The 23005-nt window shown below is 64.6% G+C and carries 22 protein-coding genes and 1 tRNA gene; 9 read left to right on the forward strand and 14 right to left on the reverse strand.

The window, feature by feature from the left end; all coding sequences use genetic code 11:
- Positions 1 to 46: 46 nt before the first annotated feature.
- On the reverse strand, positions 47 to 1501 hold the full coding sequence (locus DB708_RS04580) for an MFS transporter (RefSeq protein WP_235616623.1): 1455 nt from the start codon (positions 1499 to 1501) through the stop codon (positions 47 to 49).
- Between the two features lie 222 nt (positions 1502 to 1723).
- Here DB708_RS04580 and DB708_RS04585 point away from each other — a divergent pair, with 222 nt between their 5' ends.
- Entirely contained in the window at positions 1724 to 4213 is a 2490-nt protein-coding gene (locus DB708_RS04585; RefSeq protein ID WP_108920989.1) for a glycogen/starch/alpha-glucan phosphorylase, read from the forward strand.
- A 45-nt stretch (positions 4214 to 4258) separates the two neighbouring features.
- Here the strand turns inward: DB708_RS04585 and DB708_RS04590 are convergent, their stop codons facing one another.
- The 3 genes from DB708_RS04590 to DB708_RS04600 form a co-directional block, all read right to left on the reverse strand.
- A complete protein-coding gene (locus DB708_RS04590; RefSeq protein ID WP_235616624.1) occupies positions 4259 to 4519 on the reverse strand; it encodes a long chain fatty acid-CoA synthetase in 261 nt (86 codons plus the stop codon).
- A gap of 118 nt (positions 4520 to 4637) precedes the next feature.
- Positions 4638 to 5444, reverse strand: coding sequence for an SDR family oxidoreductase (locus DB708_RS04595; protein ID WP_108920768.1), 807 nt, complete (start codon positions 5442 to 5444; stop codon positions 4638 to 4640).
- The gene (locus DB708_RS04600) at positions 5441 to 6319 is read right to left on the reverse strand and encodes an HpcH/HpaI aldolase/citrate lyase family protein (RefSeq protein WP_108920769.1); all 879 of its coding nucleotides are present in this window, start codon (positions 6317 to 6319) and stop codon (positions 5441 to 5443) included. The genes DB708_RS04595 and DB708_RS04600 overlap by 4 nt, the downstream gene beginning before the upstream one ends.
- 223 nt (positions 6320 to 6542) lie before the next feature.
- Here DB708_RS04600 and DB708_RS04605 point away from each other — a divergent pair, with 223 nt between their 5' ends.
- The 4 genes from DB708_RS04605 (at position 6543) to DB708_RS04620 (ending at position 9250) form a co-directional block, all read left to right on the forward strand.
- Positions 6543 to 6728, forward strand: a complete 186-nt coding sequence (locus DB708_RS04605; protein ID WP_108920770.1) for a hypothetical protein — start codon at positions 6543 to 6545, stop codon at positions 6726 to 6728.
- A 104-nt stretch (positions 6729 to 6832) separates the two neighbouring features.
- Positions 6833 to 7114, forward strand: a complete 282-nt coding sequence (locus DB708_RS04610; protein ID WP_108920771.1) for a hypothetical protein — start codon at positions 6833 to 6835, stop codon at positions 7112 to 7114.
- A 57-nt stretch (positions 7115 to 7171) separates the two neighbouring features.
- Positions 7172 to 8044 (forward strand): pyridoxamine 5'-phosphate oxidase family protein, encoded by an 873-nt coding sequence (locus tag DB708_RS04615; protein ID WP_108920772.1) that lies wholly within the window; start codon positions 7172 to 7174, stop codon positions 8042 to 8044.
- Between the two features lie 204 nt (positions 8045 to 8248).
- Complete coding sequence (locus tag DB708_RS04620; RefSeq protein WP_165839731.1) at positions 8249 to 9250, forward strand: MBL fold metallo-hydrolase; 1002 nt, start codon at positions 8249 to 8251, stop codon at positions 9248 to 9250.
- A gap of 360 nt (positions 9251 to 9610) precedes the next feature.
- Here the strand turns inward: DB708_RS04620 and DB708_RS04625 are convergent.
- The 3 genes from DB708_RS04625 to pgm form a co-directional block, all read right to left on the reverse strand.
- Positions 9611 to 9686, reverse strand: a tRNA-Ala gene (locus DB708_RS04625).
- A 56-nt stretch (positions 9687 to 9742) separates the two neighbouring features.
- Positions 9743 to 10912 carry an MFS transporter gene (locus DB708_RS04630; protein WP_108920774.1) on the reverse strand — a complete coding sequence of 390 codons (1170 nt, stop codon included), beginning with the start codon at positions 10910 to 10912 and terminating at the stop codon, positions 9743 to 9745.
- Positions 10913 to 11004: 92 nt separating this feature from the next.
- The gene (gene pgm / locus DB708_RS04635; RefSeq protein ID WP_108920775.1) at positions 11005 to 12636 is read right to left on the reverse strand and encodes a phosphoglucomutase (alpha-D-glucose-1,6-bisphosphate-dependent); all 1632 of its coding nucleotides are present in this window, start codon (positions 12634 to 12636) and stop codon (positions 11005 to 11007) included.
- Between the two features lie 80 nt (positions 12637 to 12716).
- Between pgm and crcB (DB708_RS04640) the strand changes: the two genes are divergently transcribed.
- Genes crcB (DB708_RS04640) through DB708_RS04650 form a run of 3 tightly spaced genes read left to right on the forward strand, consistent with a single transcriptional unit; the run spans position 12717 to position 14580 of the window.
- The gene (gene crcB, locus DB708_RS04640; RefSeq protein WP_108920776.1) at positions 12717 to 13115 is read left to right on the forward strand and encodes a fluoride efflux transporter CrcB; all 399 of its coding nucleotides are present in this window, start codon (positions 12717 to 12719) and stop codon (positions 13113 to 13115) included.
- Positions 13112 to 13486, forward strand: coding sequence for a fluoride efflux transporter CrcB (gene crcB, locus DB708_RS04645; protein ID WP_108920777.1), 375 nt, complete (start codon positions 13112 to 13114; stop codon positions 13484 to 13486). The genes crcB (DB708_RS04640) and crcB (DB708_RS04645) overlap by 4 nt, the downstream gene beginning before the upstream one ends.
- Positions 13483 to 14580: a DUF190 domain-containing protein gene (locus DB708_RS04650; RefSeq protein ID WP_108920778.1), complete on the forward strand. Its 1098-nt coding sequence runs from the start codon at positions 13483 to 13485 to the stop codon at positions 14578 to 14580. The genes crcB (DB708_RS04645) and DB708_RS04650 overlap by 4 nt, the downstream gene beginning before the upstream one ends.
- Positions 14581 to 14606: 26 nt before the next feature.
- On the opposite strand, the gene DB708_RS04655 is transcribed toward DB708_RS04650, so the two are convergent.
- The 4 genes from DB708_RS04655 to DB708_RS04670 are packed head-to-tail and all read right to left on the reverse strand — an operon-like array spanning position 14607 to position 17605.
- Positions 14607 to 15665 carry a hypothetical protein gene (locus DB708_RS04655; RefSeq protein ID WP_133250976.1) on the reverse strand — a complete coding sequence of 353 codons (1059 nt, stop codon included), beginning with the start codon at positions 15663 to 15665 and terminating at the stop codon, positions 14607 to 14609.
- A 25-nt stretch (positions 15666 to 15690) separates the two neighbouring features.
- Positions 15691 to 16317, reverse strand: a complete 627-nt coding sequence (locus tag DB708_RS04660; RefSeq protein ID WP_108920780.1) for a GNAT family N-acetyltransferase — start codon at positions 16315 to 16317, stop codon at positions 15691 to 15693.
- A gap of 34 nt (positions 16318 to 16351) precedes the next feature.
- The gene (locus DB708_RS04665; protein ID WP_108920781.1) at positions 16352 to 17224 is read right to left on the reverse strand and encodes an LLM class F420-dependent oxidoreductase; all 873 of its coding nucleotides are present in this window, start codon (positions 17222 to 17224) and stop codon (positions 16352 to 16354) included.
- A 24-nt stretch (positions 17225 to 17248) separates the two neighbouring features.
- Positions 17249 to 17605 carry a DUF488 domain-containing protein gene (locus DB708_RS04670; RefSeq protein ID WP_108920782.1) on the reverse strand — a complete coding sequence of 119 codons (357 nt, stop codon included), beginning with the start codon at positions 17603 to 17605 and terminating at the stop codon, positions 17249 to 17251.
- Between the two features lie 125 nt (positions 17606 to 17730).
- Here DB708_RS04670 and DB708_RS04675 point away from each other — a divergent pair, with 125 nt between their 5' ends.
- Complete coding sequence (locus DB708_RS04675; RefSeq protein WP_409347556.1) at positions 17731 to 19131, forward strand: protein adenylyltransferase SelO; 1401 nt, start codon at positions 17731 to 17733, stop codon at positions 19129 to 19131.
- A 2-nt stretch (positions 19132 to 19133) separates the two neighbouring features.
- On the opposite strand, the gene DB708_RS04680 is transcribed toward DB708_RS04675, so the two are convergent.
- Genes DB708_RS04680 through DB708_RS04690 form a run of 3 tightly spaced genes read right to left on the reverse strand, consistent with a single transcriptional unit; the run spans position 19134 to position 22727 of the window.
- A complete protein-coding gene (locus DB708_RS04680; protein ID WP_108920784.1) occupies positions 19134 to 19961 on the reverse strand; it encodes an LLM class F420-dependent oxidoreductase in 828 nt (275 codons plus the stop codon).
- Positions 19962 to 20021: 60 nt separating this feature from the next.
- Entirely contained in the window at positions 20022 to 20417 is a 396-nt protein-coding gene (locus tag DB708_RS04685; RefSeq protein ID WP_108920785.1) for a DUF4267 domain-containing protein, read from the reverse strand.
- 21 nt (positions 20418 to 20438) lie between these two features.
- Positions 20439 to 22727, reverse strand: coding sequence for an SDR family oxidoreductase (locus DB708_RS04690; RefSeq protein ID WP_108920786.1), 2289 nt, complete (start codon positions 22725 to 22727; stop codon positions 20439 to 20441).
- Between the last annotated feature and the right edge of the window lie 278 nt (positions 22728 to 23005).

Here is a 23005-nt window from a genome sequence, read left to right on the forward strand (position 1 = left end):
CGTTGGGGCGCGGCGACGTGGTCGGACGCGCGGTCGTCATCTTCGACTAGGCAACATCGCGGGCTCGTCGGGTGGATGGGTCTTGGCAGGCGTGGTTGATTCCCGGCAGCACCTGGTGTGCGACGACGGCGCCGGTGCGGATGGTCACCCACGCCGTGATCCCACCTATCAGGCAGATGCCGGCGGTAATCAGCATCGCCAGTGAGAAGCCGGGGCCCAGTGGTTGCCCGGGGCCCGCACGGATCCCGGCTGCGACCGGCAGCACGGCGACGGCGAGCAGTCCCGCGACGCGCGAAATCGCGTTGTTGACACCGGATGCGGTGCCGGAATGGCTGTCGGGGACTGCGGACAGGACTGCCGAAGTCAGCGGCGCCACGGTGATCGCCAAGCCGAGGCCGAACACGACTACGGCAGGCAGAACCGCACCCAGATAAGTCGCCCCGGGCACGACGCGCGCCATCAGAGCCACGCCTGCCGCGGCAATCAGCGGCCCGACCGTCATCGGGATCCGCGGACCGGTTCGCTGTGCGACCGCGCCTATCCATGGGGAACCGACCAGCATGATGATCGTCATCGGCAGCGTCGCCAGCCCACCCCGCAGCGCCGAGTAGTGCATGCTTTGTTGCAGCTGCAGGACCAACAGGAACAGCGCACCACCGACCGCGGTGTACACGGCTAGGATAGTCAGGTTGGCACCGGTGAACTGCCGGGAACGAAAGAGCTTGAGAGGCAAGAACGGTGACTGCACCCGCTCTTCGATCAGCGGGAAGGCAGCCAGCCCGGCGACGCCGACAATGGCGGCGGCGACGGTGCTCAGCGTCGCACCCCGTGCCGGAATCTCGATCAGCGCGTATACCACTCCGCCCAAACCGACTGCGACAGAGGACGTTCCGAAGATATCCGGAGGGCCAGAGGCGGCCGGATTTCGTGATTCGGGAACGTGGCGGGCCGCGATCCACGCCACCGCGACGGCGAGTGGAACGTTCAAGAAGAACACCCAGCGCCACGACGCCGAGTCGACCAGCCACCCGCCGATGAACGGGCCCAGCGCCGTCGTCACCCCCGACATGCCCGCCCAGATTCCCACCGCGCGGCCCCGGTCGTCGTCGGTGATTCCGGCATCGATCAACGCGAGGCTGCCGGGAACCAGTGCGGCCGCGCCGACACCTTGCCCCAGCCGGGCGCCGATCAGCCAGCCAATGGTCGGGGCGACACCGCAGGCCAGTGATGCCACGGTGAAGACGGCCAACCCGACTAGGAATACCCGGCGGCGGCCATAGCGGTCGCCCGCCGCGCCGCAGGAGAGGAGCAACGCGCTCAGGGTCAGCAGGTAGCCGTCGAGCACCCACTGCTGGCCGGTCAGGTCCGCGCCCAGCTCTCGCCCGATGGCCGGCAGCGCGACATTAATCACGGTGGCGTCCAGCAAGGCGATCCCCGAGCCGAGCACGGCCGCCGCGATCAACCAGCGCGCCCCCGCCGACGCCAACGGCACCTGCTTCACAGCAGGAGATTTTGCCCGGCCTTCGTCTGCCCCGGCAACGCCGGTTTGTCGCCAGTGCGTGAGGTTGCGTTCACGTGGCCGTCGTCCGTTTCGCGCCAGGAATGCAAACACCGCTGTCAGACTGACGAACTGCGCCAAGCCGACCAGATCGGTGCGATACTGCCACCACATCTAGGGAGTAGGATTCACATGACCGATCTCGATCAGACCCCCTCCGACGGTATGTCGGCCGCCGGATCCCGGCCGGCCGACCTGACCGAGCACTCCCGTACCGGGATGGGCGCTCCCGCATTGCAACGTGCGATCACCGATCACTTGCGGTATTCGATCGGCCGTCCGGCCGCGGCGCTGCGGCCCGAGCATTACTACCGGGCCCTGGCGCTGGCCGTGCGGGACCGCATGCAGGACCGTCGGGTGGCATCGACGCAGACCTCGCTCGACCTCGGACGCAAGGTGACCTGTTATCTGTCGGCCGAATTCCTGATGGGCCCGCAGCTGGGCAACAACCTGCTGAACCTGGGCTTGGAGGGCGCAGCGAAGTCCGCACTGGCCGCGATGGGACAGCGGCTTGACGAGGTGCTGGCCTGCGAAGAAGAACCCGGACTGGGCAACGGCGGCCTCGGCCGGCTCGCGGCCTGCTATCTGGACTCGCTGGCCACTCTGGAGCGCCCGGCAATCGGTTATGGAATCCGCTACGAATTCGGCATTTTCGACCAGGAGATCCACGATGGTTGGCAGGTCGAACAGACCGACAACTGGCTGGATCGCGGAAATCCTTGGGAAATAGCTAAACCCGACGTCAACTATCTCGTCAAATGGGGCGGCTACGTCGAGCGCTATACCGACGAGGCCGGGCGCGAGCGCTCCCGATGGGTGCCGGGGTTGCTACTGAAAGGCGTTGCGTACGACACGCCCATCCAGGGCTATGGCGTCAACACCTGCAACGTGTTGACGTTGTGGAGCGCGCGGGCGGTCAAGTCGTTTGCACTGGACGCCTTCAACACCGGCGATTACTACAAAGCGGTCGAAGATGAGGTGACCTCGGAGACGGTCACCAAGGTGTTCTACCCCAACGATGAACCCGAAGCCGGCAAGCGGCTCCGTCTGCTGCAGCAGCATTTCTTTGTGTCCTGCTCGCTACAGCACGTGCTGCACATCATGGACGATCTCGCCGACGCGGGCGTCCGGGAACTCCCCCAGCGATTCGCCTTGCAGCTCAACGACACTCATCCGTCTATCGGAGTCGCCGAGTTGATGCGCTTGCTGATCGACGAGCGAGGACTGGCGTGGGAGAAGGCGTGGGACATCACCGTCGCCACATTCGCCTACACCAACCACACCCTGCTGCCCGAAGCGCTCGAGACGTGGCCGCTGGAGATGTTCGGCGACTCGCTGCCGCGACACCTGGAGATCATTTACGAGATCAACCGGCGCTTCCTCAACGAGGTGCGCACCCGATTTCTCGGCGACGCGGACCGGGTGCGCCGGATGTCGCTGATCGGCGAGGACGGCGCCAAGTTCGTCCGGATGGCACACCTGGCAACCGTCGGCAGCCACGCCATCAACGGTGTCGCCGCCCTGCACTCGGAGCTACTGAAATCCAGTGTGCTTAAAGATTTCTATGAGATGTGGCCGGAGCGCTTCAGCAACAAGACGAATGGCGTGACACCACGGCGGTTCCTTGCGTTGTCCAATCCCGGCCTACGCGAGCTGCTGGACCGCACCGTCGGGGATGGCTGGCTGACGGACCTGGGCATGCTGCGTGGGCTGGAACCGTTCATCGACGATTCGTCCTTCCGGGAACAGTGGCGCGACATCAAACGCAACAACAAGGCGCGGCTGGCCAACTTCATCCACGAGACGACCGGCGTCGAACTGAACCCGCAATGGATCTTCGACATCCAAGTCAAGCGGATTCACGAATACAAGCGTCAGCACCTCAACGTGTTGCACATCATCGCGCTCTACTATCGGCTGAAGCAAAATCCGGAGCTCTCAATTCCGCCGCGCGCCTTCATCTTCGGCGGTAAGGCAGCGCCTGGTTACTTCTTGGCCAAGCGGATCATCAAGTTGATCAACGCGGTCGGCGACACGATCAACAACGATCCGATGGTCAACAAGTTCCTAAAGGTCGCATTCATACCGAACTTCAATGTGCAGAACGCGCACCTGATCTATCCTGCCGCCAATGTCTCCGAGCAGATCTCGACCGCCGGCAAGGAAGCTTCGGGCACCGGCAATATGAAGTTCATGATCAACGGCGCCCTGACGGTCGGCACGCTCGATGGCGCCAACGTAGAGATTCGCGAAGAGGCCGGAGCAGAGAACTTCTTCCTATTCGGCCTGACCGTCGACGAGGTTGAGGCGCTCAAGGCACGCGGATACCGCCCGGCGGAGTACATCGACAGCAACGACGAGCTGGGCGCGGTGCTGAATCTGATTGCCGACGGGACGTTCTCGCACGGCGACACCGAGGTGTTCAAGCCGTTGGTGGACAACCTGCGTTACGACGACCCCTTCCTGGTGTGCGCCGACTACGCCTCCTACGTGGAGTGCCAGGGCCGGGTGAGCGCCGCGTGGCTGGATGGGGAGTCGTGGACCAAGATGTCGATCCTGAACACCGCGCGCAGCGGTAAGTTCTCATCCGATCGCGCGATCGCGGAGTATTGCGACGACATTTGGAAGGTCTGGCCGCTGACCGTGAAAATCTGAGCCAGCGGTCGGCTCGACCGCTGGCGACGCACCGCAGTTGCGGCGCTAGCGGGTCTCTTTCGTCACGTAGACGCTGATGTAACCCATCGGGATGCCGGTGCGAGCGGCGATGCACTCGCGCGCCACCAACTCGATGGTCGAGCGGCGGCCGGTACGAGCCATCGCGGCGATCTCGGGGATCTGGACGAGCCACCCGTCGGTCTCCCGGGTAACTTCGACGTCGAAGCACTGACCGATCTTCGGGAAGATCACACGTTGAGCGCTGCGCGGCGATTGTGCCCGTCGCAGAGTGGGCTGAATAAGCATCTGCTTTTCCTGAGTCGACAATGAGCCGCGGGCAAGAATAATGCGGATCGGGGCAAAACACCTAATCGGCCAGGAGACTCCGAGCCTCGGCCGTGATCTCGCCGTTGCGTGATCGTTGTCAGTGATAGCCCGGTAGATCCGGTACGCCGCTGGCGGTCAACCAGCCACCGCCGTCGACCACCAGCACTGCTCCGGTCACATAGGACGCGGCGTCGCCGGCCAGGAACAGCACCGTCTCGGCGACCTCGGTGGTCGAGCCGGGACGTCGCAGCGGATTCTGGATGGCCCGGTGCTGGTCGTCGCCGGCGATTCTGCGGACCCCCTCGGTTCCCGACATCGCCCCGGGGGCAACGACATTGACCCGAACACCGTTGGGCCCCCATTCGATCGCACAGGCGCGGCTGAACGCGTCAACACCGGCCTTGGCCGCAACGACGTGCGCTTGCAGGGCCATGCCGCGGTACTGGATCGCCGCGCTGATGTTGACCACTGCACCACCGTGATCGCGCAGCCAAAGGTCGTATGCCGCTTTGGATACGTTGAACGTTCCCAGCAGGTCGATGTCGACCACTGCTTTGAATCCGTTGGGACTGAGTTCACTGATCGGCACCGGGAAGTTTCCGGCGGCATTGTTGACCACCACATCGAGTCGGCCGAAGGTGGCCAACACTTCCTCGACGACGGCCGTCACCTCGTCGCCACGACGAACATCGCACACGCCGTAGCTGGCCTCAATGCCCTGTTCCCGCAACGCCGCAACCGCGGCTTGGAGATTGGGTTCTTTTCGGCTGCAGATGGCCACACGCGCGCCGTGAGTGCCCAATACCCGCGCGATCTCCAGACCGAGTCCGGTAGCCCCACCGGTCACCAGCGCGACCTTCCCTTTCAGGAGATCGGCCCGAAATGGGCTCGGGCGGACCGTCATTGGGATTGCAGCTCGGAAATGAGGTCAGCCAGCGCGAGGATCCGCTGAGCATCGCGCACGTGCAGGCTTTCGATCATGCGGCCCTCGACGGTGATAACGCTGGTTCCCGCTGCCCGGGCTTCCTGGTAGGCCGAGACGATCTTGCGTGCGTCGGCCAATTCCTTTTCCGAGGGGCCGAACAGTTCGTTCGCCGGACCAACCTGGGACGGATGGATCAGCGTCTTGCCGTCGAAACCCAGCTCGCGGCCTTGCTGAGCCTCGGCCCGGAAGCCGGCCTCGTCGGCGATGGTGTTGAACACGCCGTCCAAGATGGCTTTCCCCGCAGCCCTCGCACCCAATACCGCAAGCGACAACGCCGGGGCGACGGGCGCACGCCCGGGTACGTGCAAGCCATGGAGATCGTTCACCAGGTCGTTGGTGCCGACGACCAGCACAGTCAATCGATCGCTGGCCGAGGCGATTTCCTCGGCCCGCAAAATGGCCCGCGGCGTTTCGATCATCGCCCACAGCTGCAACGACGGCGGCGCATCGAGCGCGTCGAGCGCGTCGGCCAGCGCTTGGACCTCTTTTCCCGTCTCGACCTTCGGCACCAGCACACCGTCGGCGGCCGAACCGGCCACGGCGGCCAGATCGTCGTCATGCCAGTCGGTGCCTGCACCATTGATGCGCACCACAATCTCGCGCGGCCGATAGCCCGTTGACGAGACCGCGTCACACACCCTGATTCTGGAATCGGCTTTGGCGTCGGGGCCTACCGCATCCTCGAGATCGAAAATCAACACATCCGCGGGTAGCGATTTCCCCTTCTCGAGTGCTCGATCTTTATTGCCGGGGAGATAGAGAGCGGATCGGCGCGGGCGCGGCGTCGGTGCCATGGGGCCAGAGTAGAGCTTGCGCCTCGCTCGTCCAGAGTGGTAGCCGCTTTCCGCGGGATCGCCGGACGGCAAAGCGATGATCCGTGTGTCGCAGAATCGCCACGATTGTGTCGCACAATTCGCGTCGTTTCAGCGGCGCGCGAAATAGGTCGGTGAGAAATGAGGTTGAGAGGTTTATGCTGATGTTCGCGGCAAACTGCCGACCGAAAAGTTAGGTCGAAGCATGAGCACGGACAAGGTTATCCGCGACATTCTGCTCACCATCATGGCGCTCGTAACGATCGCCTACATCGCGCTGTATGAGCACGCCTCAAACAACTTCAGGCTGTACGTGCCACTATGCGTGGCGGCCTTGGTGGGGCTGCTGATCCGCGACCTGGTGAGCACTCATAAGCCCCGGAGGCACTGAGCCGCCGCTGCGTCTTGACCGGATTAGCGTCCCGGGACGCCCGCTCCGCGCCTTGGTGATGTGAAACACCCATCCGTAGGGTGCACAGCTTCGAATTCTGAAATATGAGTCAACTCGAGCACGCCGACGACCTGGCGGTGCGGGTCTTTTGGTTTCTTGGCGACCACTGGCTCGGCCACCACGCACCCACCGACGAAGAGAAGGCCGAGTTGAGAGCCGCGGCGCTGCGCTTCTCGAAGGAGCCACACAACATCGACCCGGTGGTGTCGAAGGCCCGCGATATGGCTGACGCGGTCCTCGAGCTGTTGTCACCGTGCCGCAGGCCGGGCAGCGTTGCGAAGCTGAAGCACGCGAGCAACGCGTACCAGGACGCAAGATTTCGCTGACGACGGTACGGGTCAGGCAACGGGAAGTTTTGCACCACCGGCGGCGTTGCTCAGCCTGTGGCCGTAACGGGTTTTCACGAGGGTGAGATAGCCACCCAACGCCGAGCCGGCGTCGAAGCCGCCGCAAAACGGCTGGAGAACATGCTCGGCGCGAACCAATTATCCGCAGGTGCTACCCAGTTCTTGACAAGGCAGCGGTTTGCCGCGTTGACCGGACGCGACGGCGACGGGGTGCTGTGGATTTCCCCCCTGTCGGGACAGCCGGGATTCCTGCGCGGCTGCAACGACACGTTGCAGATCGCGGCCGCTGCGCGCGAAGGCGATCCCCTGCATGGAATGCCCGTCGGACAACAGATTGGGTTGATCGCCCTCGAGTTCGCTGCCCGACGTAGAATGCGCATCAACGGCAGCCTCGTCGATCGGAACAACGCGGGCATGACGGTGCGCGTCGACCAGGCATACGGGAACTGCCCGCAGTACATCCACCGGCGCGACATCTTCGTGCCCGCGGACACCTCTCCCGTGGAACAATCAAGGCACACAACATCTTTGATCGCCGATGATCGGGCGATGATCGAAGCCGCGGATACCTTCTTCCTGGGTACGACGCATCCCACCCGGGGCAGTGATGCGTCGCACCGCGGAGGTCCGGCCGGATTTGTCCGGGTCGACTCCCCCACACGGCTGTGGTGGCCAGATTACCCGGGCAACAACATGTTCAACAGCTTCGGCAACCTGGCGGTCGACGATGAGGCTGCCCTGTTGTTCGTCGACTTTGTCACCGGCGCCAGCCTTCAGCTGTCCGGTACGGCTCAGGTGGAGTGGACCAGCCCCGGCGCGGACGGTGACGACGGTGGTGTCGGACGCCGAGTCGCATTCACGGTCGGCTCTGTTGTCGCGTTGCCGCCGGCGGCCTGGCGAAGGCGGTGAAGGCGGTGTTGATCAGTGGCCAGCCGTCGTCATCGACGGCGAGCCCACCGAGACTCTCGGCGCGGTGGGCAGGGGAAGTTTTCCTGCGCGCTGCGATGAGCCGCGCTGTGATCGCAGCCTCCTGACTTGACGGTGCCTGCGTACCATCGTGCAGATGCCATGCTCTCTGGTTGCCGTCTCTGGGTCAGGCGGGTGGGTGAAGAGGTGAGCCTCGCCGTTGAAGCACTGGTTGCGTTGGATTCGTTGCAGGTCGATGTCATCAGCGACAACGTCAGCGACACCTATGTGAGCAAGACGCCGTTCGCCCGCTCCGAAATTGACAACGTCATCAACGGCGGCGCCAGGATTATCTCAGGCCATTCGCTGCTTGTGGCCAACCTTGGCTATGGCCTACTGCTCCGTACCCGGTTAGCCGCCGCCGAGCACGCGTTTCTGTTCGACACCGGTACCGAACCCGCTGCGTTCCTTCGGAATTGCGACTCCCTGGACCTCGATTTGGGAGCCGTCGAGGAAATCGCGATCACCCACGGACATTGGGACCACATGGGGGCGCTGACAGCGGCCGTCGATGCGATCGTCGCACAACGGGGATCGGTGACCGTGCACGTCAATTCCCAGATGTTCAACGAGCGCGCGGTGCGACTGTCGCGTGGCGCGGTAATACCGGTCGAGATGGTACCCACACCAGACGAGCTTCGAAGCCACGGCGCGACGGTGGTCAACGACGACGAGGCTCGCTTGCTGGGCGACGGGCACGCGTACTACAGCGGCGAGATCCCGCGGGTTACGGCCTTTGAGAAGGGCCGTGATGATCACGTGTGCCGACCCGCCGGCGGATCCGCGGACTGGCAACCGGATCCGTTGCTTCTAGACGAGCGGATGCTGGTTGTCCACGTTCGCGATCTCGGCCTCATTGTCTTTAGTGCCTGCTCTCACGCCGGCATCGTCAATGTGTGCACCGAAGTGCGCCGCCTGTTTCCCGATATCCCGATCCACGCCGTAATGGGCGGTTTACATCTTGGTGGGGTCATGGAACGGATCATCCCCGAAACAGTCGACGGCCTGGAACCCTTTGATATTCGGTACATCATCTGCGGCCACTGCACGGGCTGGCGAGCGCTACACGCACTGGCCGACGCCTACGGCGATCGAGTGAGCCAATCCGCGGTCGGTACCAGCTACCACTTCACCGCAACGCTCTCCTAACCGCCTTGGATATCTGTGCGTTCCACAAGTGACCGCAGTGGCTCGCGCGGTGATCGACCATTAGGCGCAATGACATCGACTAAAGTCGTGCCGTCTAATGGACGCGTCTGACTATGGTTGCGACACAACGCCTTTCCCGTTTGGGAAAGTAGCCTCAGACAACCGCGACCGGCAGCTACGTCGAACCGTGCAGCGTCAATCGGATGTTCCATCAGCTGTGCGAGACGGCCGGCTTGCGACAGCTACGAGTCCGTGATTTGCCGCATTCCTGCGCCACCCCGCTTTTCAGTCGCGGTCGCCGAGGAGCCTGCCGTTGTCGTCAGAAGCCTCAAACGAGGTCGCTCAAAATGCCATTGATCTTGGTGGAGCTAAGGGGATTCGAACCCCTGACCCCCACACTGCCAGTGTGGTGCGCTACCAACTGCGCCATAGCCCCAAGATGTCGTGCCCATCGAAGCTACACCACCGGCAACGGTCCTTCAAAGTTGCTGCTCAGACGGCATCCAGGTCCGCTTCAGACGGTAAGAGATCCGGTGCCGGATCGATGATCGTCCTGGTCTCCGGTGCCACCACCCAGCCGACCGCGGCGATCAGCAGCACGGCCCCGCTGATCGCGAAGCCCCAGGTGTAGCTGAGCTGCTCGGCAGCCCAGCCGACCACCATGGACCCGACGATCGCGCCCAGATCCGTCACCATCTGGACCGCCGCTACGGGTAGGCCCGCGCGAGCCTCACCGCCCAGGATGTCGGCGACCGCGGCCTGCAGCGGTGACATGAAGACGCCGGTCGCCGCACCGCTCACCACCGCCGCGACCACAAACGCCGGCAATGTCGACACGAGGCCAAGCCAGGCGGTCGCCACCCCGGACGCCGCCAGGCCGACGATCAACAACGTGCGCCGTCCCATCCGGTCAGACAAGTAGCCACTGGGCACGACGGCCAGAGCATTCCCGCCCGCGAACGCCGCGAGCACCCAACCGATGACGCCGACGCTCCCGTGCATGATGTCGGCGATGAACAGCGGGACCAGCGCGACGCGCAGCCCAAATGCCGCCCAGCCCGTCGCGAAATTGGACAGCAGCGCCGATCGATACGCGCGGACCCGCAGCGCCTCGCGCATCGTCACCGTCGCTCGTGTCGGGGGCGGGGACGCGGCCAGCTCCGAATTCCGCAGGCTATAGAACAGCACCACCGCCACACCGAGCAGTGCGACGCCGTACACGACAAAGGGGGCGGTCAGGCCCCACCCCGCCGCCAGGCCGCCGACCGCTGGCCCACCGACCGCGCCCACCATGAATGAGGTGGTGAACAGGCCAGCGATTCGCCCACGCGCGTCGGGCGGGCTGATGTGAATCATCAGACCCAGCGCCGAAACGTAAAACATTGTCGACCCGATGCCGCTGAGCGCACGGAAAAGCAGCAATTGCCAGTAAGTCTGCGAAAACGCGCACGCGGCTGTGGATACCGCCACGATCAGCAAACCACCGATATAGATACGCCGCTCACCCAACCGTTGGGCCAGTAACCCGCTTACCGGTGCGAAACACAATCGGGCCAATGAAAAGACGGTAACCAAGAAGGTCACCGCCTTGATGCTGACCCCGAAAGTGCGCGCAAAGGTCGGTAGCGCCGGTGAGACGACGCCGTAGCCGAGCGCGATCATGATATTTGCCCAGCTCAGAATCCAAACTTCGCGCGGCAACCGAACTGAAGACAACCCGCGCCCCCCCGGGCGGGCAAGACGGAGGGAACAAGTCACCCAATGACTTTATTAACTACCTCGCGCGCGGTTTCTTGCACCTCGGCCAAATGCTCGGGCCCGTTGAAGGATTCAGCGTAGATCTTGTACACGTCCTCGGTACCGGAAGGCCGCGCAGCAAACCATGCATTGGCGGTCGTCACCTTCAATCCGCCCAGTGCGGCGCCGTTGCCCGGCGCGGCGGTCAGCTTTGCCGTGATCGGCTCCCCCGCCAACACCGTCGCGGTCACCTGGTCGGCCGACAGCTTGGCCAGCCGGGCCTTCTGCTCGCGATCGGCGGGTTCGTCGACCCGGGCGTAGAACGGTGTGCCGTACTTGTCGGCCAGCGCCTGATATTGCTGCGAGGGTGTGGCGCCGGTGACGGCGAGGATCTCGGAAGCCAACAGCGCCAGGATGATGCCGTCCTTGTCGGTGGTCCACACCGATCCGTCGCGCCGCAGGAACGACGCGCCTGCCGACTCCTCGCCGCCGAAGCCAATGGTGCCGCCAATCAGGCCGTCGACGAACCACTTGAACCCGACGGGCACCTCGACGAGTTTGCGGTCGATGCCCGCGACCACCCGGTCGATGATCGACGAACTGACCGCGGTCTTGCCGACCGCGATGCCAGCCGGCCAGGACGGTCGATGCGTATAGAGGTAGTCGATAGCCGCCGCCAGGTAGTGATTGGGATTCATCAGCCCCGCGTCGGGAGTGACGATGCCGTGGCGGTCTGAGTCCGCGTCGTTGCCGGTGGCGATCTGGTAGTGATCGCGGTTGGCGATCAGCGAGGCCATCGCATTCGGGGAGCTGCAGTCCATCCGGATCTTGCCGTCATGGTCAAGCGCCATGAACCGCCAGGTCGCGTCGACCAGCGGATTGACCACGGTCAGCTCCAGGCTGTGCCGTTCGGCGATCGCGGCCCAGTAATCCACGCTGGCCCCACCCAGCGGGTCGGCGCCGATCCGGACCCCGGCCTTACCGATCACGTCGACGTCGACGACGTTCGGCAGATCGGCGACGTAGGCGTTTAGGTAGTCGTGGCGCTGGGCGGTCTGCAGCGCGCGGGCCAGCGGGACCCGCTTCACCTCCGCACCACGGGCGCGCAGGATCTCGTTGGCGCGCTTGGCGATTGCGTTGGTCGCGTCGGTATCGGCCGGGCCGCCGTTGGGCGGGTTGTACTTGAAGCCGCCGTCGGCCGGCGGGTTGTGCGACGGCGTCACGACGATCCCGTCGGCCAGCGCGTCGGTGCGGCCGCGGTTATAGGTGAGGATGGCGTGGCTGACTGCCGGAGTCGGCGTGTAGCGGTCGGCCGAGTCGATCATGGCGACCACATCGTTGGCGGCCAGCACCTCCAGCGCGCTCACCCACGCCGGCTCGGAGAGACCGTGGGTATCCCGGCCGATGAACAACGGACCCCTCGTGCCGTGCGCGGCCCGGTACTCGACGATCGCCTGGGTGATCGCCAAGATATGGGCTTCGTTGAACGCACCGACCAGGGCCGAGCCGCGGTGGCCCGACGTGCCGAAGGCCACCTGCTGCGCAACGTCGTCGGGGTCGGGTTGGATGGAGTAATACGCCGTGACTAAATGGGATAGATCGACGAGGTCTTCGGGCTGGGCCGGCTGACCGGCTCGCGGGTTGGCCATATCTACAGATTGTGCCCGCGTCGGACGTTCACGTCGCTCTATGCTGCGTAGCGCATTGCCAAACGAAAGGGAACAAACCAGTGGCACAACCCGACTATCGCGAGTTGGCCGCGGTTTTCGTCGGCGGTGCGCTGGGCACGCTGGCGCGCGCCGCCCTGAGCACCCTTGCGGCCCCTGACCCCGCGACGTGGCCATGGCCGACATTTGCCGTCAACATCGTCGGCGCGTTCCTGGTCGGCTATTTCACCACCCGTCTGCTGGAGCGGCTGCCGTTGTCGAGCTATCGACGGCCGGTGCTGGGCACCGGATTGTGTGGCGGCTTAACCACTTTCTCCACGATGCAGGTCGAAACCCTGAAGATGCTTGAACACGGCCACTGGATGCTGGCGGTGTCCTACACGGTCGTCAGCATCGTGCTGGGATTGTTGGCAGTGCATCTGGCCACCGCTTTGGTCCGCCGGGTACGGGTTCGCTCATGACCGCGACGACCATGTTGGTCTGGACCGGTGTCGTTGTCATTGGCGGCATCGGATCGGTGCTGCGTTTTCTGGTGGATCGCACGGTCACCCGCCGGGTGGCACGGCCATTTCCGGTCGGCACGCTGGCGGTGAACATCACCGGCGCCTTGGCGCTCGGATTTCTCAGCGGCCTCGCATTGAGCAAGGACGCAGCGATGCTGACGGGCACCGCGTTCGTCGGCGCCTACACCACGTTCTCCACCTGGATGCTGGAGACCCAACGCCTCGGCGAGGAGCGTCGGAGGTGGGCGGCGACCGCCAACATCGTGGTCAGCGTCGTGCTCGGCGTGGCCGCGGCATTACTTGGACAATGGCTGGCGGAGCAGCTATGAACCAGCCCTGCTTGAAGTTGACCGCGTACTTCGGTGAGCGCCAACGCGCCGTCGGTGACGGTGGGCGCTTTCTGGCCGATGCGATGTTCGACGTGTTCGGCGCCAACGACGTCGCGACCAGCGTGATGCTGCGCGGTATCGCAAGTTTCGGGTCGAGCCACGAGCTGCGCACCGACGTGTCGTTGAGCTTGTCCGAGGATCCCGCGGTGGCGATCGCCGCGGTCGACATTGAGCCCAAGATCCGCTCCCTGGTCGACGATGTGGCCGCGATGACCGGCCGCGGGCTGCTGACTCTGGAGCGGGCGCGGCTGTTCACCCGGCGACGAGGCACCGACGCGCTCGGCGGCTTCGAGGCGCACAACGGAGATGCCACAAAACTGACCGTGTATGTCGGCCGTCAAGAGCGCGTCGGCGCGAAGGCGGCCCACTACGCGGTCTGCGACCTGCTGTATCGACACGGATTCGCCGGCGCCATCGTGCTTCTCGGCGTCGACGGCACAGCACACGGACAGCGCCACCGGGCACACTTTTTCGGCCGCAACGTCAATGTTCCGATGATGATCATCGGCATCGGAACAACTGCTCAGGCATCTGATGCCGCAACGGAATTGGCCGACATTCTGACCGACCCGCTGATGACGGTCGAACGGGTGCGATTGTGCAAGCGCGACGGCGAGACGTTCGCACGCCCGCAGCAGCTACCGATGACGGACAGCCAGGGACGCACCCTGTGGCAAAAGCTGATGGTGTACACGGCCGAAACCACCCGGCACGAGGCGCTGCCGATCCACCGCGCACTCGTACAGCGACTGCTGCACTCCGGAACAGCCCGCGGGGCGACGGTATTGCGTGGCATCTGGGGATTCCACGGCGACCATAAACCGCACGGGGACAAGATGTTTCAGGTCGCGCGGCGGGTTCCGGTGACAACCATCATCGTCGACACCCCAGAGTCGATCGCGCGAAGTTTCGACATCGTCGACGAGTTGACCGGCAGCCACGGGCTGGTCACCAGCGAAATGGTGCCGGCCGTTTTGTCACTGGACGACGCGCAACGCCTCGGCGACATCTCGCTGGCACAGCTCGACTACTGACGCTAAACCTGTTCGCCTACAACTGCTTAGCGGTGTGGGTGGCACGGCGGGATGAGGGCTTTGTCGTCGTCGATCAGCTGGCCGATGATCGCGTGGTAGGTGACTTGCCGAGCGACTACTTCGCTGCCGGGCTGGGTTGCAAAGGAGTCTTGTCGCGCCTCAGTCACCAGCTTGAGTGCCTCTGTGGAGATCTTGGCGATGCGGCGCAGGTGCGGCGCGAGATCGGGCGCGGACACCTGCTGCGAGTAGGCGATCAGTTGATCCGACCAGTCCTGGTACTTGTCCAGGCCGGGCCCGCCGGGGTTGATCAGCGTGGAATCGAGCATGTCGGGGTGGGCGTGGATGAAGCCAACGACCGCGTTGGCGGTACGACAGTCCCGGCTGGGCTGTCCCTGCTGGTACACCGCGACGATTGCTCCGGCGACTGCAACGGCGACCACGGCCGCAAAGGCCAGACGAAAACGCCGGCTCGGCGGCGGCGCGGCGGAGTCCTGGGTATCAGCCAGCGCCGACAGTGCAGGCGGGCTCAAGGCGGCCGCCGAACGCAGCAGCTCAAGGCGTTGCGGCAATCGGCGTGCTCGCTGCGATGCCCAGGCCATTCGAGCCGACACCAGCAGCGCCAGCGCGCTCCAGGTCAGCGCGCCGCGCGCATTGTTGCCGATGAATTCCAGCACTCCGGCCACCACCCACAGCAGCGGCACGCACCAAGCCAGCCTCTTCTGCCACCGCGGCACCCGCCGCCGGTACGCCATCGAGAGGTTGCCGATGCGGATGGCGGCCGCCAAGACCGCCGGATCGGAGGGGGCCTCACCACGCCGCAGCGCCCCGACCGCTTGCGAGCGTTGCGCCCGGCTCAATCCGGCCACGGTCCGCGCATAGCTCTGCTGTACCGGGCGCCGGGAAAGGGTTATCAGCGCGGTCGCGATCACGCTGAAGCCCAGGACCGACAGCAGTGGCCACGTCCAGCCGCAGGCGGCAAAGCCGGAGAATCCGAGCACACAAATCGCGCCGAGCGTGACGGTGAAGGTTGCCGCATTCACCAGCCACAGCACCCACCATGGCGCCACCACAAGTCGAGCCCACATGGCTGTTCACTTTCGCAGAGACAGATCAGCTCTCGCGAGGCCGGGGCACGTCATCGGGCGTCCGGGGCAGCACGTACAGCGCCATCCGCCGGTTGGACATATCGTGCTCGCCGAGAAACACGCAGCCACCACGCTCACAGAACTTGCGCGCCAACACGTTGCGGTGGTCGGGATCAAACATGATCCGGCGACACTCCGGTTCAAGCTCGAAGATGCTGATCAACAAGTACGGCAGCAAGTAGCTGACGTGCCCCTGACTCAGATAATCCAGATCGGCGACTGCGACGTGTAACCCTAAATCGTAGGGATCGTAGTCATATCTCGCCGCGATGGAATCCTTTGCTGCTCTGTAGAGTTCGAGGTATCCGTGGTCTACCCCGTCCAGGCTGGCCACGAAGGGGCGGGAGAAGTCACTGTCGAGTTGCGCACGCAGATAACGATGCCAGCGCTCCGGTGGCCAGGGATACTCCCACGATTCGGCCAAATGGGGTCGGTGCATCCAGTCAGAGATCAACTCGGCATCGACATCGGGATCGGCAAGACGCAAGCCGTACGGCGCCGGCAGTTGCGGTATCGGCGGCGGCGCGATCTTTCGGATCTCGGCGCTGATGCCGGTCAGTTGGCGGGGCAGGATCGCTTCGGAGTTACTCATGTCTTCCGGCGAGATTACCCCCTCCCCCCGGGGCCTACCTGCGGTTCTTGATCCACCGTTCGGCGAGCGCGGCCACCCAGCCGGCGGCCGCGTCCACACGGTCAGGCGGGGTCGCCACCAAGACCAGTTCGTCGACCCCCAATTCGGCTAACGCGCCGACGTCGCTATCGCGCGGATTGCGAAGTGCCACTGCCAACCGCAGCCCGGCACGGTCGCGTCCCGACTCGACGCAAAACCGGTCCAGCCTGCCAACGCAATCGCGCACCGCGGCCACATCGTCGAGGTTGAATCCGTACCAACCGTCGCCCCAGCTTGCCACACGACGCAGCGCTGGATCACTGTTGCCGCCCAACATAATCGGGATGCGATGATCGCGAACAGGCTTGGGATTCACCCGAATCGACTCGAAGCCGACGAACTTCCCGCCGAACGAGGCGATGTCGTCGCGCCACAACGTGCGCATCGCCGCTACGTACTCGGCGGTGCGCGCCGCGCGCTGCTCGAAAGGCACTCCAAGGGCAGCGAATTCCTCCCTGGACCACCCGACGCCCACGCCCAGCGTCAGCCGCCCGCCACTCAACCGGTCCAAGCTCGCCGCCTGCTTAGCCACCACCACCGGGTTGTGCTCGGGCAGCAGCAAGACGCCCGTCGCCACGGTGATTCGTGACGATGCCGCCGCGGCGAACGCCAGCGCGATCATCGGGTCAAGCCAATCTGCCTGCACCGGAACGGCAATGGTGCCGTCATCGGAGTACGGGTAGCGCGAGGCAGATCGATCAACCATGACAACGTGCTCACCCGCCCACAAGGTGGCGAAACCGCATTCGTCGGCCGAGGAGGCGACGGCATCGATCACCGCCCGATCGGCACCGGCGCCGATTCCCAGAGCGTGCAATCCAATCTGCATCGCACGATCGTCTCACGCGTGGATTCAGCGGCCTTTGAGCAACTTCGCCAACACCGCCGCATGGCTTGCCTCCACTTCCCGGGTGGCGGTAACCAGGGTCACGACCTCTCGTTTGGCCAGCTCGCGCAGCTCGTCGAGCGCGGTGTTGCCGGTCAGTTCGGCTTGGTAGTGCGACGCGAATTCGTCGAAACGTTCCGGCTGATGGTGGTACCAGTCGCGTAATTCCTTCGACGGCGCAACGTCCTTGCACCAGATGCCTACTCGTGGGTCGTCCTTACGGATCCCCCGCGGCCAGATTCGATCAACCAGGACGCGCTGGCCGTCGTCGGGGTCGATGTCGTCGTAGAGACGCCCGACCCGAATACGGCTTTTGGCGCTCATCCCGCCAGCGTAGCCACCGCACCCAAAGGACCGGGTGTGTCGATGCTCGTAGTCTCGATGGGGTGAGTGTTGCTTCGGAGATCAGCGTCCCCCTGCAAGACCGCTTCGCCCGCGAGCTGCCCGAGATGGGGGTGCGCTGGCAGGCCGAGACGACTCCGGCCCCGCAGCTGCTTGTGCTCAACGAGTCGCTGGCCACCGGGCTCGGTCTGGACGCCGCCTGGCTGCGGGGTCCCTACGGGCTGCGCTTTCTCGCCGGCAATCTGCTGCCCAGCGGCGCGGTCCCGGTCGCGCAGGCCTACGCCGGGCATCAATTCGGCGGCCTTGTCCCGCGATTGGGTGACGGACGCGCACTGCTGCTGGGCGAGCTGGCCGACGAGCGCGGCCGCGTTCGCGACATCCACCTCAAAGGGTCCGGGGCGACACCGTTCGCCCGTGGTGGCGACGGGCTCGCGGCGGTCGGCCCGATGCTGCGCGAATACGTGGTCAGTGAAGCGATGCACGCCCTCGGTGTCCCGACGACGCGCTCGTTGGCCGTGGTCGCCACCGGGCGGCCGGTGCAGCGCGACTCACTGCTGCCGGGGGCCGTGCTCGTCCGCGTCGCCAGCAGCCACCTGCGGGTCGGGAGCTTCCAATACGCGGCCCTCACCCGCGACGCCGGCCTGCTGCGACGCCTGGCCGACCATGCGATCGCGCGCCACTACCCCGGCGCGGCAGAGGCCGAAAACCCGTATCGCGCGCTGTTCGAATCGGTGGTCGGTGTCCAGGCCTCGTTGATCGCTCGGTGGATGCTGACCGGATTCGTCCACGGCGTGATGAACACCGACAACACCACGATCTCCGGCGAAACGATCGATTACGGTCCGTGCGCCTTCATGGAGGCCTACGACCCCGACACCGTTTTCAGCTCGATCGACCATTGGGGGCGCTACGCGTACGGCAATCAGCCCGCCATCGCCGGGTGGAATCTGGCCCGGTTTGCAGAGGCGTTGCTTCCGTTGCTATCCGACGAAATCGAGGAGGGAGTCGCGTTCGCCGAGGAGACGTTCGGGGAATTCCAAACCGAATACGACGCCACGTGGGCGTCTGGCATGCGCGCCAAACTCGGCCTACCAGCGAGTGTCGCGGCCGGGGCCGTAACGGCGCTGGCCGATCAGTTGCTGCGGCTACTCAAGGAAAGCCACGTCGACTACACCTCGTTCTTCCGCCACCTCGGCCATGCGGCCCGGGGCGACGCCGAGCCAGCGCGCGGTGTGTTCATCGACCTCGCCGGCTTCGACGACTGGATGTCGGGCTGGCGCGGGTTGGGTCCCGACGCCGAATTGATGGATCGCACGAACCCGATCTACATTCCGCGAAACCACTTGGTCGAAGAGGCACTGGCCGCGGCGACGACGGGCGATCTCGGTCCAGTCGAGCAGCTCCTCGACGCCGTGACCGCTCCCTACGACGAGCGGCCAGGCCTCGAGCGCTACACCAGCCCGGCCCCTGAAGACTTTGGGACCTACCAAACGTTTTGCGGCACTTAGCCTTACATAACCTCTGCGAATTCGGCCCGCAACTGGTCCAAGCGTCGGAGCGTCTCGTCTCGGGGCTCGGTCTCCAGCTCTACCAGGACGTGCTCAACACCGATATCACGGTAGCCCTCAACGGCTTTCGCTGTCGATTCCCCCATATGCATGTTGATCAGCGGCACGTCGTGCCCGGCCACCGCGCGCAATTCTTCGAGCTGACCCGAAAGCGCGTTCGGTGAGGGAGCCATCGCGATCCAGCCCGCCTTCAACCGGGCGATGCGCTTGAAACCGGCCGGCCCGCCGCCGATGTAAAGCGGCGGATGCGGCTTCGTCAACGGTTTCGGCCACCCGTAGATCGGGTCGAAATTCACGAAATCACCATGGAATTCCGCTTTTTCCTGTGTCCAGATCTCGATCATCGCGCGCAGCCGCTCGTCAGCCACGCGTCCGCGAACAGCGGGATCGACACCATGGTTGGCGATCTCTTCGCGTAGCCAGCCCACGCCGACGCCGAAGCGGAAACGCCCCTGTGACACCAGATCCAGCGACACCACTTCCTTGGCCGTCAGGATCGGGTCGCGCTGGGGGATCAAGGCGATACCGGTGCCCAGGACCAAATTCTCGGTGGCCCCCGCCGCCGCGGTCAACGCCACGAACGGATCCAGAGTCCGGTAATACTTGCGCGGGATCGGGCCGCCCAGCGGGTAGGCAGTCTTCGCGTCTACCGGAATGTGCGTGTGCTCGGCAAGGAACAGCGCCCCAAACCCACGCTCCTCAACTGCTCTACCCAGCTCGACGGGGCCGATCCCCTCGTCGGTCGCAAAAGTCAGGACACCGATACCCACGTCTGCTCCCTTCCCCGATTGACGGTCACCAGTCAACCCCATCCGGGCTCGCGGCGGGCCTCAGTCCTCCAACGTCTCCGCCGCTCTAGGTGCGGGCCGCGCCGCGCCCCACAATCCAACGCCGATTCCGATGACGGCGCCGCCCAGGCCGATCAGCTGCTGTGAGCGTTTGAGTTCTTGATGCACACTGAGTCCGCCCAGCAGATCGGCCGCATCGGCTCCGCCGGACGCCAGGAACCAGCCGCGGGTGTTCTTGCCGCGCAGCGCCGCCGTCGCGAGCAGCCCGCCGATCAATGCGTCGCGGTAGCCCATCGATCGCAACAGCAGTCGCGCCGTCGGCGTCGGCTCCCCAGGGTCGCCCCAGAGCCGGTTCGCACCCAGCGGATCGACGAGAAAGTGGACACCTGAAGCAAGTCGGATACTGCCCGCGATAAGCGCGGCACGGTCGATCGCCATGGCCGCAGCCTACTGCGCCGTCTACCGGGCCGCCCCAATTTCGTTGGCTGCTGCGGCAACGGCATGTTCCGCGAGACGGGTCACGGCGGGAGCGCAGCTTTCGATGACTGCCTGTAGTTCCTGCGCGGACAACCGATTAGAGGCGCCGGTAAACCTCGGGTCGATGACGCTAGCGCCGAATTCCAGCCACTTCGGGTCCGCGTCGACGTCGAGGAAACGCGCCAGCCGCGCCAGCGATGACCGGGTATCGGCCACCAGGTCGGCGTACGACAGCGGGAGATAACGGTCTGCATTCAGATCGGCGAGTTCGGCTTCGCCGGTGACGATCAGCTCGCTCCACATACGAGCGAATCGGCTGACGGGCATGTTCTGACCCATCAGGTATTCGACCTCGCAGGTGTTGCCGACCAAAGAGGCAAGCTCGATCGGTATCGCCGTCGGATCCAGCCGCAGCCCGGGATGGCGACGCTCCGGATCGAGATCAAGCAGCTCCAGCGCGTCTTGAATGAGCGCCATCAAGCGAAATCCGGTGTGGTCGCTCATCGAAACCGCCGTGTCCGGACCATCCCGGAATAGGTGCACGAACTTCGCGTCCGGAAACGTCTCGCGTAACCACGGGACACTGCTCAGCGACATGGCCGACCGCTCGACGACGACAGTACCGCCGAAATATGTTGCCAGCCAAGCGAAGAGACGCTCGTAGTGCAGCCGCGAGTTCTGTTCCGGCCACGACGGAACCTCCGCGGAAAGGGCATCGAACACGGCGTCGGGGTCCGACGTCAGATGCGGCAGCGTCATCATGGAGATCGCGGGAATCCCGGTCGTGCTCGCATCGAACCGGGTCCCCTGCAGTCGTGGATAGATGAACTCCGGCATGGCCGAACCGCCCCGGACCATCGAATCGAAGATCGGGTGCGGCTCAGCCAGCATCCGCCAGAACTGCTCACCCGACAGGACGTGATCGGCCGCCGACGAAGCACGCACCGACAGGTAGAACTCGTTGAGGCTGAGCACATCCGGGTGCGCGCTGAGGATTCGCGACAGTGCGGTGGATCCGCTTCGTCCGACCGTGACGATGAATGTCAACCCTCGCGTGGGACGAACCTCGTCGGCGCTGTGGGCAGTCACATCGAAGGGACGCCCAATCGATACCAGGGGTTCAACCGCCGGCGCCGACTCGCGGGGCTGGCGCGGTTCGGATTTCACCGTGAAGTAGCGCTTGTACCGCCCCACGCTTCCCAGCAGGTAGTCGAAGTCGACAACCGTCCGGCGGTGCGGCTCTCCGATCACCGCTCGGGCATCGGTCGTGTCGTAGGTCCGGCTGTGCTCCAGGTAGGGCATGAATCCGCTGGCCCACCGCAGGCGGCGTTCCAGCAGATTGGGGTTCTCAATCGGTCCCTCGACCAGCGTCAAGGGGATCGGAGACACGGCGTTGAAAAGTTCGACCAGAGTTTGCACCGCGACGTCGTGATGGTGAACGACGTGGAAGCTACTCAGGCCATCGGGTGCCAGCCGCATCAGCCGAACCATCTCGTCGGCAGCCTCGTCGGCCGGCATGTAGTTCAAGTGGCCGTTGAGATCACCTCGCAGGCGCATCGACAAATTGGTGCGCAACGGTCGTCCGGAAACCGAGAACAGGCGCATCCCGCTGTCTGCCGACGTCGAAAGAAACGAAAGCGGGTGCAACGGGAAGTCCGGATGCGGCGGCCGCTCGACGATCAGGGCGCTCGGCCGAAACACCACGACCCGGCGCCCGGTGCGCCGCGCCCACTCCCGCACCAGCGTTTCGGACTCGAATTTGGACTGTTCGTAGTTGTTCTCGAATCCTTGGTCGTCGCGCAGCTCGGTCTCGTAGATGAGACCCGTCCGGCGCCGGCCGGCGACGAAGGCGGTCGACACATGGAACAGATCCGGCTCCCGCGACCCGGCCTCGGCCAGTTCAAGGATGCGCGTGGTACCGCCGACATTCGTACATCGAAGGTCGGCGAGATCGGCGTCCAGCTCGATGATTCCGGCGCAATGTAGGATCGCGTCAACGCTGTCGGCAAGGTTCTGGAACTGTTGATCCGATAACCCGAGCTTGGGCGCGGCGAGATCCACCGGCACGACGGTGAATCTTTCGCGCAGCTCGCCCTCGGTCCACACCAGCCCGTCGGTGACCGCGAGCGGGAGAGCCTTATGGATGCGCAGCACCGGGTCGGACTGCGGCCTAGTCAGCAAGGTGAACGTATCGTCCTCACGGAGGAGTTCGCTCAGGATGTGAACCCCGAGAAACCCGGTCGCGCCGGTGATCGCCCAATGCATTGACATCCCGTCCTCGCGCGAACTCCGCGCGCAAACAAGCCCCGATTAGCCTGCCCGCGAACTTACTGGTCCATCAGAGGTGCCGCCATGCAACTGATAGACACAAATGGTTACCGCAGGTCACAGCCCTGTCGGGCGCGCGCGAAACCGGGCCGCTACGGTCAGGTGTAATAGGTTTCCTGTCGCCACCGATGCATCAATGAGAGACTTTGGAAGCCTTGCGTGGATATCACCTGCTCTCGGGGCGGGGCGACTGCATCACCAGAGGAGACGAGCAATAGTGA

The organism is Mycobacterium montefiorense, assembly GCF_003112775.1.
In the GTDB taxonomy this organism is placed as follows: Bacteria; Actinomycetota; Actinomycetes; order Mycobacteriales; family Mycobacteriaceae; genus Mycobacterium; species Mycobacterium montefiorense.